We start from the raw sequence: 12,121 nt of genomic DNA, 5'->3' as shown, positions 1-12,121 counted from the left end.
TAAATGTTCAAATCAAGGGGATTTAAATGGAAGCGCGGGAAGCAACTGCTACAGGTGAATCATGCATGCGCGTAGATGCCATTGCCAAGGTCACCGGGCGGGCACGATATACTGATGATTATGTTATGGCAGGCATGTGCTACGCGAAATATATACGTAGCCCAATTGCACATGGTTATGCCGTGAGTATTAATGATGAAGAAGCCCGAAGCTTGCCTGGCGTGCTGGCCATTTTCACCTGGGAAGATGTGCCCGACATTCCCTTTGCTACAGCTGGACACGCCTGGACACTGGATGAGAATAAACGTGATACCGCCGATCGCGGTCTGTTAACACGCCACGTTCGCCATCACGGTGATGCGGTTGCCATCGTTGTTGCCCGGGATGAACTTACGGCAGAAAACGCGGCGCAGCTAGTCAATATTGAATGGCAAGAATTACCGGTTATCACCTCACCGGAAGCGGCACTGGCAGAAGACGCTACACAAATTCATAACGGCGGCAATTTGCTTAAACAAAGTGCTATGTCGACAGGCAATGTCCAGCAAGCGATCGATGCGGCGGATTACCAAATCCAGGGACACTACCAGACACCAGTCATCCAACATTGCCATATGGAAAGCGTGACATCGCTGGCGTGGATGGAAGATGACACCCGGATTACGATCGTCTCCAGCACCCAGATCCCGCATATTGTCCGCCGGGTTGTCGGTCAGGCGCTGGATATTCCCTGGTCATGCGTGCGGGTAATTAAACCCTTCGTCGGCGGCGGTTTTGGTAACAAACAAGATGTGCTGGAAGAACCTATGGCGGCATTCCTGACCAGCAAACTTGGCGGTATCCCGGTGAAAGTTTCCCTAAGTCGTGAGGAGTGTTTCCTGGCGACACGTACCCGCCACGCCTTCACCATTGACGGACAAATGGGTATAAACCGTGACGGTACGTTGAAAGGCTATAGCCTGGATGTTCTTTCCAACACCGGTGCTTATGCCTCTCACGGCCATTCCATTGCTTCTGCGGGCGGTAACAAAGTCGCTTATCTTTATCCTCGCAGCGCCTACGCTTACAGTTCAAAAACCTGCTATACCAATTTCCCCTCGGCTGGCGCGATGCGTGGCTATGGTGCGCCGCAAGTGGTTTTCGCCGTAGAATCACTGCTTGATGACGCAGCCGAAGCATTAGGTATTGATCCGGTAGAAATTCGTTTACGCAATGCTGCCCGTGAAGGTGATGCAAATCCGCTCACTGGCAAACGTATCTACAGCGCAGGATTACCTGAGTGCCTGGAAAAAGGGCGTGAAATCTTTGAATGGGATAAACGTCGCGCGGAGTGCCAGAACCAGCAAGGTAATTTGCGGCACGGCATCGGCGTTGCCTGCTTTAGTTACACCTCAAACACATGGCCCGTCGGTGTTGAAATTGCTGGCGCGCGCCTGTTGATGAACCAGGATGGAACGATCAACGTACAAAGCGGCGCAACGGAAATCGGCCAGGGTGCCGACACCGTATTCTCGCAAATGGTAGCTGAAACAGTGGGGGTTCCGGTTAGTGATGTACGCGTAATTTCGACACAAGATACCGATGTTACTCCTTTCGATCCCGGTGCATTTGCCTCACGTCAAAGCTACGTTGCCGCGCCGGCGCTGCGCAGTGCGGCACTGCTATTAAAAGAGAAAATCATTGCTCACGCAGCGGTGATGTTGCATCAGTCAGCGATGAATCTGACTCTGATGAAAGGCAATATCGTGCTGGTTGAAAGACCAGAAGAACCGTTGCTGTCGTTAAAAGATCTGGCGATGGATGCTTTTTACCATCCCGAGCGCGGCGGGCAGCTTTCTGCCGAAAGCTCGATCAAAACCACCACCAACCCGCCCGCATTTGGCTGTACTTTTGTTGATCTGACCGTCGATATCGCGCTGTGTAAGGTCACCATTAATCGAATCCTCAACGTCCACGACTCGGGTCACATCCTTAATCCACTGCTGGCAGAAGGCCAGGTTCACGGCGGAATGGGAATGGGTATCGGCTGGGCATTATTTGAAGAGATGATCATCGATGCAAAAAGCGGCGTGGTACGTAACCCAAATCTACTGGATTACAAAATGCCGACCATGCCAGATTTACCACAGCTGGAAAGCGCGTTTGTCGAAATCAATGAGCCGCAATCCGCATATGGACATAAGTCACTGGGTGAGCCGCCAATTATTCCTGTTGCCGCAGCAATTCGTAATGCGGTGAAAATGGCCACCGGTGTTGCAATCAATACTCTGCCGCTAACACCAAAACGTTTGTACGAAGAGTTCCATCTGGCAGGATTGATTTGAGGAAAACATCATGTTTGATTTTGCTTCTTACCATCGCGCGACCACGATTGCCGATGCTATCAACCTGCTGACCAACAATCCGCAGACAAAACTGCTCGCGGGTGGCACAGATGTGCTTATTCAGCTCCACCACCACAATAGCCGTTATCGCCATATTGTTGATATCCACAATATGGAAGAACTGCGGGGAATTACGCTGACTGAAGATGGCGGACTGCGAATTGGCTCTGCGACAACATTCACACAGTTAATTGAAGATCCGTTAACCCAACGCCATCTCCCTGCCCTGTGTGCCGCAGCTTCATCCATCGCTGGTCCGCAAATCCGTAATGTCGCCACCTATGGTGGTAATATTTGCAACGGCGCAACCAGCGCAGACTCTGCCACACCGACGCTCATTTATGATGCCAAACTGGAGATCCATTCATCGCGCGGGGTACGTTTCGTCCCCATAAATGGCTTTCATACCGGGCCAGGTAAGGTTTCCCTTGAGCATGATGAAATCCTGGTCGCTTTTCATTTTCCTCCACAGCCGAGAGCATATGCTGGTAGCGCGCATTTTAAGTATGCCATGCGTGATGCGATGGATATTTCAACGATCGGTTGTGCCGCCCATTGTCGGCTGGATAACGGCAACTTCAGTGAGTTGCGTCTGGCGTTTGGGGTTGCAGCCCCTACGCCGATCCGCTGCCAGCATGCCGAACAGACTGCGCAAAATGCGCCATTAAACCCGCAAACGCTTGAAGCTATCAGCGAATCCGTCCTGCAAGATGTTGCCCCACGTTCTTCCTGGCGTGCGAGTAAAGAGTTTCGTCTACATCTCATTCAGACGATGACCAAAAAAGTGATTAGCGAAGCCGTCGCCGCGGCGGGGGGAAAATTGTAATGAATTACAGCGAAACGATTACCATTGAATGCATTATTAACGGCATGCCTTTTCAGCTTCACGCAGCGCCGGGCATGCCGCTTTCTGAACTGCTCCGCGAACAAGGGCTGCTTAGTGTCAAACAAGGGTGCTGCGTTGGTGAATGCGGTGCTTGTACAGTAATAGTTGACGGAACGGCAGTCGACAGTTGTTTATTTCTGGCCGCATGGGCTGAAGGTAAAGAGATCCGCACGCTGGAAGGCGAAGCAAAAGGCGGCAAACTTTCGCGAGTTCAACAAGCTTATGCGAAATCAGGCGCGGTGCAATGCGGGTTTTGTACGCCGGGGCTTATTATGGCCACTACAGCAATGCTGGCTAAACCACGCGAAAAACCGTTAACCATTACGGAAATTCGTCGCGGTCTGGCGGGTAACCTCTGTCGCTGTACCGGATATCAGATGATTGTAAATACAGTACTGGATTGCGAGGAAACGAAATAAAACAATCTCCGGCCTGAATTCAGGTCGGATTTTTTACAATTACGTATCCAACAACTCATATTTTTTAATTTTGCGATAGAGCGTGGCAATTCCAATACCCAGCTCATCAGCGACTTGCTTCTTGCTGTTATGACGTGAAAGCGCATCGCGGATCATCTGTTTTTCCATCTCCTCCAGCGCCGTACCGCCAGCATCATCCAGAGCCAGATGCCCCTCGCTGGCTTCAGTCACTACACTTTGTTCCATCGTGGCATTATTTAGCAGATTTGGCGGCAGAAGCGTGTTGTCGATAACTTCACCAGAAGGAACAACGTTAACCAGATACTCCATCAAATTGCTTAACTCACGTAGATTTCCCGGCCAACGATGCTTACGCAATAATTCAACAACATCAGGAGCAATGCCAGGATAAACCGATCCCAGGCGACGCGTATGCAGATGTAAAAAGTAATGGACCAGCAGTTCAATATCTTCCTGACGTTCGCGCAGCGGCGGTAAAGTTAACGGAATGACATTCAAGCGATAGAACAGGTCTTCGCGGAATTTACCTTCGGTAATAAACTGGGCCAAATTCTGATTAGTTGCAGAAATGATACGAATATCGACTTGTATTGGACTACTGGCACCAATAGGTAGGATCTCGCGTGCCTCAATAGCCCGCAGTAATTTTGCTTGCAGCATTAACGGCATATCGCCAATTTCATCAAGAAATAGCGTGCCCGTGTTTGCCGCCTGAATCAACCCTGTTTTGCCATTGGCTGAAGCGCCAGTAAATGCGCCTTTGACATAACCAAATAATTCACTTTCCAGCAATTGCTCCGGAATCGCCGCACAGTTAATCGCGATAAACGGTTTGTTACGCCGTCCACTCAATTTATGGATAGCACGAGCCACCACTTCTTTCCCGGTCCCACTTTCACCAACGACCATAATGCTGGATGGGCTGGGTGCGATGCGGCTAATGAGTCGTTTTAATTGCCGCATAACCCGACACTCACCCACCAGTTGCTCAATATGCGGCTCGTCTGTGGTGTTTGCTACGGAAAAACTGGTATGGGACTGGTGAAATGCCATTAAAAATAGCTGTCGCCCCTGAATGTTATGTAACTGACCAATAATCAATTCACTTTTATCATCCCACGAGACAATATGTTGCATATGACCATGGGTAAAATTGCTCTCATATGTTAATGGCCTAAAACGAATAGATTTCCCTATTATATTATTTTGAACAACACCGAGAGTTTTTAACACCGTCTGGTTAGCAAACTGAACATGGTTTTCTTCATCTATAACTAATACACCCTGATCCATATTATCAATCATGGTAGCGAATATTTTACTGATGCTATCTCCCGGCCCTTGATCCTCCAGAAGTTTCGAGACAAAAATAGTCGAGATATGGCGAACATAATCGGAAAACTCGCGTAAATTATCACTGATATGTTCTTGTTGCTCATGGGTCACAGCAATCAAACTTATCACACCGACACAACGATCTTGCAGAATGACGGGCGTGCCGAGAAATGCTTTTTCGCGACAACTTTCTTTGCTGTCACAGCCTTCACACAGAGGATCGAAACGGGACTGTGTCACGACCTTTTCAGTTTTGGTTTCGAGGACATAACGGAGCAACCGGGAGTTGCTGCTCAACTGGCGGCCAAGAAATTTCCCATACGCGCCAGTTCCCGCGACGCGACACAAGTTTTCATCAACGATCTCAACCTCAAGTTGCAAAACGCTGGCAAGCATTCTGGCAAAACGCTGAATTGTTGGTTGAATTTGCATCAATACTGACTGCGTAGTAGCAAGCTCCATAACCTTACCTTCCAGAATCGCTTATAGGTTGATCGTTGAAGACGTTGATGATTCACGGATCATGATGATATTAACTCAGGCAAATTTTGCTTTGATAAGAACATAAGATTTTTATCACTTTCTAATGAAATTATGGAAGAGATATCACATTTCTATATCAATATGAGAATTACATGGGTGAATTTATCAAACTGACGAGGGATAAACTGTTCCGTTATCTTATTCCTGATAATTAGCAGTAAATAAATAACGCCACAAAAAAGCCAAACGTTTTCGTATATTCTGAACATTCAGCAACAGTCCCCAATTCGTGATCCAATCCACATATTACCCGTCAAATTAGCATTTCACTCCCTGTTAGATAATTCTGGCATGTTTATTGTTAGTCCCAGGTATAGCTGTGAAAACACCAACCATTTGGCACGTCACAGTGAAATAAACCACTTTGCCTGTCATTCCACTACCGGGATTTTATGATGAAAACTGTTATTGAGCTGATAAAGGATATCAATTCGCTGACCTCTCACCTGCACGAGAAAGATTTTTTGTTGACGTGGGAACAGACACCCGACGAATTGAAACAAGTACTGGACGTTGCTGCAGCGTTAAAAGCATTACGTGCTGAAAACATCTCGACCAAAGTCTTTAATAGTGGATTAGGTATTTCCGTATTCCGCGATAACTCCACCCGTACTCGCTTCTCTTATGCTTCCGCGCTTAACCTGCTCGGCCTTGCGCAGCAAGATCTCGACGAAGGTAAATCACAAATTGCCCACGGCAAAACCGTTCGCGAAACCGCCAATATGATCTCTTTCTGCGCCGATGCTATCGGTATTCGTGACGATATGTATCTGGGTGCGGGTAACGCCTATATGCGTGAAGTTGGCGCTGCGCTCGACGATGGCTATAAGCAGGGCGTACTGCCGCAACGTCCGGCATTAGTTAACCTGCAATGTGATATCGACCACCCAACCCAGTCTATGGCTGACCTGGCATGGTTGCGTGAACACTTTGGTTCACTGGAAAACCTGAAAGGTAAAAAAATTGCCATGACCTGGGCGTATTCCCCAAGCTACGGCAAACCACTCTCTGTACCACAGGGCATCATAGGTCTGATGACCCGTTTCGGTATGGATGTCACCCTGGCACATCCAGAAGGTTACGACCTGATCCCAGATGTGGTTGAAGTGGCTAAAAACAATGCTAAAGCGTCTGGCGGTAGCTTCCGTCAGGTGACCAGCATGGAAGAGGCATTCAAAGACGCGGATATCGTATATCCGAAGTCATGGGCGCCTTACAAAGTGATGGAACAGCGAACTGAACTGCTGCGCGCTAACGATCATGAAGGCCTGAAAGCCCTGGAAAAACAGTGTCTGGCACAGAACGCACACCACAAAGACTGGCATTGCACCGAAGAGATGATGGAACTCACTCGCGACGGTGAAGCCCTGTATATGCACTGTCTGCCGGCCGATATCAGCGGCGTATCCTGCAAAGAAGGTGAAGTGACTGAAGGCGTATTCGAAAAATACCGTATCGCGACCTACAAAGAAGCCAGTTGGAAGCCTTATATCATCGCCGCGATGATCCTTTCACGTAAATATTCAAAACCTGGCGCACTGCTCGAACAACTGCTGAAAGAAGCGCAAGAACGCGTGAAATAACCCCTCGAGCCGATCGACAGGTCGGCACTCTATTTCCAGAGGCCAAAGGATAGGATATGTCCGTTTTCTCATTGAAGATTGATATCGCCGATAACAAATTTTTCAACGGCGAAACATCATCGCTCTTTTCGCAAAGCCAGGCAAAACTGGCGCGCCAGTTCCACCAAAAAATCGCTGGCTATCGCCCAACACCACTTTGTGCACTGGACGATCTGGCAAACCTTTTTGGCGTGAAGAAAATTCTCGTTAAGGATGAATCAAAACGATTCGGTCTGAATGCATTCAAAATGCTCGGCGGCGCCTATGCCATCGCTCAGTTACTGTGCGAAAAATATCATCTTGATATCGAAACACTGTCATTTGAGCATCTGAAAAATGCCATTGGCGAAAAAATGACGTTCGCTACGACTACCGACGGCAACCACGGGCGCGGTGTGGCATGGGCTGCCCAGCAACTCGGCCAACATGCGGTGATTTATATGCCGAAAGGTTCTGCTCAGGAGCGTGTGGATGCCATTCTGAACCTCGGCGCCGAATGCATCGTCACCGACATGAACTATGACGACACCGTTCGGCTGACCATGCAGCACGCTCAGCAACGTGGCTGGGAAGTGGTACAGGATACCGCCTGGGAAGGCTACACAAAAATCCCAACCTGGATCATGCAGGGCTACGCCACGCTGGCGGATGAAGCCGTTGAGCAAATGCGCGACATGGGCGTAACACCGACGCACGTTCTGTTGCAAGCTGGCGTTGGCGCGATGGCTGGCGGCGTGCTGGGTTATCTGGTGGATGTCTATAGCCCACAAAATCTGCACAGCATCATTGTTGAGCCTGATAAAGCTGACTGTATTTATCGCTCTGGCGTCAAAGGCAACATCGTCAACGTTGGCGGCGATATGGCCACTATCATGGCTGGCCTGGCCTGCGGCGAACCTAACCCACTGGGTTGGGAAATCTTACGTAATTGCGCGACCCAATTCATCTCCTGCCAGGACAGCGTTGCCGCATTAGGTATGCGCGTGCTGGGTAACCCATACGGCAACGATCCGCGCATCATCTCCGGTGAATCTGGTGCTGTCGGTTTGGGTGTTCTCGCGGCTGTTCATTATCACCCGCAACGTCAAAGCCTGATGGAAAAACTGGCGCTAAACAAAGATGCCATCGTGCTGGTGATCAGCACTGAAGGCGACACCGACGTGAAGCACTACCGCGAAGTTGTCTGGGAAGGCAAACACGCTGTAGCACCTTGATCCCCCTATTGGAACAACTCCCTGCCAAACAGGGAGTAAAAAATCTGGAGAAAATAATGGCTAAGAATATTCCATTCAAACTGATTCTTGAAAAAGCAAAAGATTATCAGGCAGACATGACTCGCTTCCTGCGCGATATGGTTGCGATTCCCAGCGAAAGCTGCGACGAAAAACGCGTTGTGCATCGTATTAAAGAAGAGATGGAAAAAGTCGGTTTCGATAAGGTTGAAATCGACCCGATGGGTAATATTCTCGGTTATATCGGCCATGGTCCGCGCCTGGTTGCTATGGATGCTCATATCGATACCGTGGGTATTGGTAATATCAAAAACTGGGAATTCGACCCATACAAAGGCATGGAAACCGATGAACTGATTGGCGGTCGTGGTACTTCCGACCAGGAAGGCGGCATGGCATCAATGGTTTATGCCGGTAAGATCATCAAAGACCTGGGTCTGGAAGATGAATACACTCTGCTGGTAACCGGTACTGTACAGGAAGAAGACTGCGACGGGCTGTGCTGGCAGTACATTATTGAACAATCCGGCATTCGCCCGGAATTTGTGGTCAGTACTGAACCGACCGACTGCCAGGTATACCGTGGTCAGCGCGGTCGTATGGAAATTCGCATTGATGTACAGGGTGTTAGCTGCCATGGTTCTGCGCCAGAACGCGGTGATAACGCCATCTTCAAAATGGGCCCGATTCTTAGCGAATTACAAGATCTGTCTCAACGTCTGGGCTATGACGAATTCCTCGGCAAAGGCACCTTGACCGTTTCTGAAATTTTCTTCACCTCCCCAAGCCGTTGCGCTGTTGCAGACAGCTGTGCCGTTTCCATTGACCGTCGCCTGACCTGGGGAGAAACCTGGGAAGGCGCACTGGACGAAATCCGCGCCCTGCCAGCTGTACAGAAAGCGAATGCTGTCGTTTCTATGTACAACTACGACCGTCCGTCCTGGACTGGCCTGGTTTACCCAACTGAATGCTACTTCCCGACCTGGAAAGTGGAAGAAGATCACTTCACCGTTAAAACGCTGGTTAATGCCTACGAAGGCCTGTTTGGTAAAGTGCCGGTCGTTGATAAGTGGACCTTCTCTACTAACGGCGTATCCATCATGGGTCGCCACGGCATTCCGGTCATCGGCTTTGGCCCGGGTAAAGAACCTGAAGCCCATGCGCCAAACGAAAAAACCTGGAAAGCTCACCTGGTGACCTGCGCCGCCATGTACGCCGCAATCCCGTTAAGCTGGCTGGCAACAGAATAATTACTCTTCACTTAATTCCCTCCGGTTCGCCGGAGGGTTTCTGGAGTTTGCTATGCGCGTATTGATTAAAAACGGCACTGTCGTTAACGCAGATGGACAAGCAAAACAGGATTTGCTGATTGAAAACGGTATTGTTCGCCAGTTGGGTCGCGATATTTCGCCGCAGCTCCCATGTGAAGTAATTGATGCCACTGGATGTTACATCCTCCCTGGCGGCGTGGATGTTCACACGCATTTCAATATTGATGTCGGCATCGCGCGCAGTTGTGATGATTTTTTTACCGGTACCCGCGCAGCCGCGTGTGGCGGTACAACAACCATTATTGACCATATGGGATTTGGCCCGAGTGGCTGCCGGTTACGTCATCAACTGGAAGTGTATCGCGGTTATGCCGCCCATAAAGCAGTCATCGACTACAGCTTTCATGGTGTTATCCAGCATATCAATCATGCCATCCTCGACGAAATCCCGATGATGGTTGAGGAAGGGCTCAGTAGTTTTAAACTCTATCTAACCTATCAATACAAACTCAACGATGATGAAGTTTTGCAAGCGTTACGCCGTCTGCATCAGTCTGGCGCACTGACTACTGTACACCCAGAAAATGACGCCGCTATTGCCAGTAAGCGTGCCGAGTTTATCGCCGCTGGGTTAACTGCGCCGCGCTATCACGCGATGAGTCGCCCTCTGGAATGCGAAGCGGAGGCCATAGCCCGCATGATTAACCTGGCGCAGCTTGCCGGTAACGCCCCGTTATATATCGTCCACTTGTCTAACGGCTTAGGCCTGGATTATTTACGTCTTGCCCGCGCAAATCACCAGCCAGTCTGGGTGGAAACCTGCCCGCAATATCTTCTGCTGGACGAGCGCAGTTATGATGCAGAAGACGGCATGAAATTTATTCTTAGTCCGCCGCTGCGCAACGTTCGTGAGCAGGACAAACTGTGGTGTGGCATCAACGATGGCGCGATTGACGTGGTCGCTACCGATCACTGCACCTTCTCAATGGCTCAGCGCCAGCAGATTTCAAAAGGCGATTTCAGCCGTTGCCCAAATGGCTTACCCGGCGTGGAAAATCGCATGCAGTTACTGTTCTCCAGCGGCGTAATGAGCGGTCGTATTTCACCGGAGCGTTTTGTCGAATTAACCAGCGCGATGCCTTCACGACTGTTTGGTCTGTGGCCACAAAAAGGGTTACTGGCACCCGGTTCAGATGGCGATGTGGTGATTATCGACCCCAATAAACGCCAGCAAATTCACCATCGTCATCTTCATGACAACGCCGACTACTCTCCCTGGGAAGGATTTACCTGCCAGGGCGCAATTGTCAGAACCCTATCCCGTGGTGAAACGATTTTCTGTGACGGCACCTTTACAGGCAAAGCCGGACGAGGCCGTTTCCTGCGACGCAAACCGTTTGTCCCTCCCGTGATCTAACCACTGCCAGGGATCTATACACAATCAAGAATGATGAGTGAGGAAAAATGAGTAAGAAAATTGTTCTCGCCCTGGGCGGGAATGCGCTGGGCGACGATCTGGCCGGGCAAATGAAAGCGGTCAAAATTACGTCTCAGGCAATTGTTGATTTAATTGCCCAGGGGCATGAAGTTATAGTCACTCATGGTAACGGGCCGCAGGTGGGCATGATTAACCAGGCCTTCGAAGCCGCAGCTAAAACTGAAGTGCATTCACCAATGCTGCCGATGTCTGTCTGTGTCGCCTTAAGTCAGGGATATATTGGTTACGACCTGCAAAACGCCCTGCGCGAAGAACTGCTCTCCCGAGGCATTCATAAACCCGTTGCGACTCTGGTCACGCAGGTCGAAGTCGACGCCAACGATCCGGCTTTTCTTAACCCGACTAAACCGATCGGTTCGTTCTTTACCGAGCAGGAAGCAGAACGACTGACAAAACAAGGCTACACTCTGAAAGAAGACGCAGGTCGCGGCTATCGTCGTGTAGTTGCCTCACCTAAACCGATTGATATTATTGAAAAAGAGACGGTGAAAGCACTGGTAGACGCCGGCCAGGTAGTGATTACCGTTGGTGGTGGCGGTATTCCTGTCATTCGTGAAGGTAACCATCTGCGCGGCGCCAGCGCCGTTATCGACAAAGACTGGGCAAGTGCACGTCTGGCAGAAATGATTGATGCAGATATGTTGATAATCCTTACCGCAGTCGAAAAAGTGGCGATTAACTTTGGTAAAGAAAATGAACGGTGGCTGGACCGTCTGTCATTGAGCGATGCTGAACGCTTTATTGAAGAAGGACATTTCGCGAAAGGTTCCATGCTACCTAAAGTGGAGGCCGCCGCGTCATTTGCTCGCTCACGTGCGGGTCGCGAAGCACTGATTACCGTGTTGAGTAAAGCGAAAGAAGGAATTGAAGGTAAAACCGGAACGGTGATTTGTCAGTAATTCAAAGGCCG

General features: G+C 49.7%; 9 protein-coding genes. 8 read left to right on the top strand and 1 reads right to left on the bottom strand.

The window, feature by feature from the left end; genetic code table 11:
- The first annotated feature begins 26 nt into the window (after positions 1-26).
- From xdhA to xdhC, 3 genes are read left to right on the top strand one after another with little or no spacing between them, the layout of a single operon-like run.
- A complete protein-coding gene (gene xdhA / locus LG384_RS21600; RefSeq protein ID WP_225761490.1) occupies positions 27-2,324 on the top strand; it encodes a xanthine dehydrogenase molybdenum-binding subunit XdhA in 2,298 nt (765 codons plus the stop codon).
- A 10-nt stretch (positions 2,325-2,334) separates the two neighbouring features.
- Positions 2,335-3,210 (top strand): xanthine dehydrogenase FAD-binding subunit XdhB, encoded by an 876-nt coding sequence (gene xdhB, locus LG384_RS21595; protein ID WP_045447138.1) that lies wholly within the window; start codon positions 2,335-2,337, stop codon positions 3,208-3,210.
- A complete protein-coding gene (gene xdhC / locus LG384_RS21590; protein ID WP_045447167.1) occupies positions 3,210-3,689 on the top strand; it encodes a xanthine dehydrogenase iron sulfur-binding subunit XdhC in 480 nt (159 codons plus the stop codon). The genes xdhB and xdhC overlap by 1 nt, the downstream gene beginning before the upstream one ends.
- A gap of 39 nt (positions 3,690-3,728) precedes the next feature.
- Here the strand turns inward: xdhC and LG384_RS21585 are convergent, their stop codons facing one another.
- Positions 3,729-5,507 carry a sigma-54-dependent Fis family transcriptional regulator gene (locus LG384_RS21585; protein WP_048220611.1) on the bottom strand — a complete coding sequence of 593 codons (1,779 nt, stop codon included), beginning with the start codon at positions 5,505-5,507 and terminating at the stop codon, positions 3,729-3,731.
- A 476-nt stretch (positions 5,508-5,983) separates the two neighbouring features.
- Between LG384_RS21585 and ygeW the strand changes: the two genes are divergently transcribed.
- From ygeW to arcC, 5 genes are read left to right on the top strand one after another with little or no spacing between them, the layout of a single operon-like run.
- Entirely contained in the window at positions 5,984-7,171 is a 1,188-nt protein-coding gene (gene ygeW, locus LG384_RS21580) for a knotted carbamoyltransferase YgeW (protein ID WP_225761609.1), read from the top strand.
- A gap of 56 nt (positions 7,172-7,227) precedes the next feature.
- Entirely contained in the window at positions 7,228-8,424 is a 1,197-nt protein-coding gene (dpaL, locus tag LG384_RS21575; RefSeq protein WP_225761489.1) for a diaminopropionate ammonia-lyase, read from the top strand.
- Positions 8,425-8,480: 56 nt separating this feature from the next.
- Entirely contained in the window at positions 8,481-9,692 is a 1,212-nt protein-coding gene (locus LG384_RS21570; protein WP_225761488.1) for a YgeY family selenium metabolism-linked hydrolase, read from the top strand.
- A gap of 52 nt (positions 9,693-9,744) precedes the next feature.
- Complete coding sequence (gene hyuA / locus LG384_RS21565) at positions 9,745-11,130, top strand: D-phenylhydantoinase (RefSeq protein ID WP_225761487.1); 1,386 nt, start codon at positions 9,745-9,747, stop codon at positions 11,128-11,130.
- A gap of 47 nt (positions 11,131-11,177) precedes the next feature.
- Complete coding sequence (gene arcC / locus LG384_RS21560; RefSeq protein WP_200041851.1) at positions 11,178-12,110, top strand: carbamate kinase; 933 nt, start codon at positions 11,178-11,180, stop codon at positions 12,108-12,110.
- The last annotated feature ends 11 nt before the right edge of the window (positions 12,111-12,121 follow it).

This window comes from Citrobacter sp. Marseille-Q3906 (genome assembly GCF_916618775.1).
Lineage (GTDB): Bacteria > Pseudomonadota > Gammaproteobacteria > Enterobacterales > Enterobacteriaceae > Citrobacter > Citrobacter murliniae.
This window is presented reverse-complemented; position numbering and strand designations above follow the sequence as displayed.

Bases quoted from the DNA above. Each gene is read 5' to 3' on its own strand.
- xdhA (WP_225761490.1), top strand. From the start codon at position 27: ATGGAAGCGCGGGAAGCAACTGCTACAGGTGAATCATGCATGCGCGTA.
- xdhB (WP_045447138.1), top strand. From the start codon at position 2,335: ATGTTTGATTTTGCTTCTTACCATCGCGCGACCACGATTGCCGATGCT.
- xdhC (WP_045447167.1), top strand. From the start codon at position 3,210: ATGAATTACAGCGAAACGATTACCATTGAATGCATTATTAACGGCATG.
- LG384_RS21585 (WP_048220611.1), bottom strand. From the start codon at position 5,507: ATGGAGCTTGCTACTACGCAGTCAGTATTGATGCAAATTCAACCAACA.
- ygeW (WP_225761609.1), top strand. From the start codon at position 5,984: ATGAAAACTGTTATTGAGCTGATAAAGGATATCAATTCGCTGACCTCT.
- dpaL (WP_225761489.1), top strand. From the start codon at position 7,228: ATGTCCGTTTTCTCATTGAAGATTGATATCGCCGATAACAAATTTTTC.
- LG384_RS21570 (WP_225761488.1), top strand. From the start codon at position 8,481: ATGGCTAAGAATATTCCATTCAAACTGATTCTTGAAAAAGCAAAAGAT.
- hyuA (WP_225761487.1), top strand. From the start codon at position 9,745: ATGCGCGTATTGATTAAAAACGGCACTGTCGTTAACGCAGATGGACAA.
- arcC (WP_200041851.1), top strand. From the start codon at position 11,178: ATGAGTAAGAAAATTGTTCTCGCCCTGGGCGGGAATGCGCTGGGCGAC.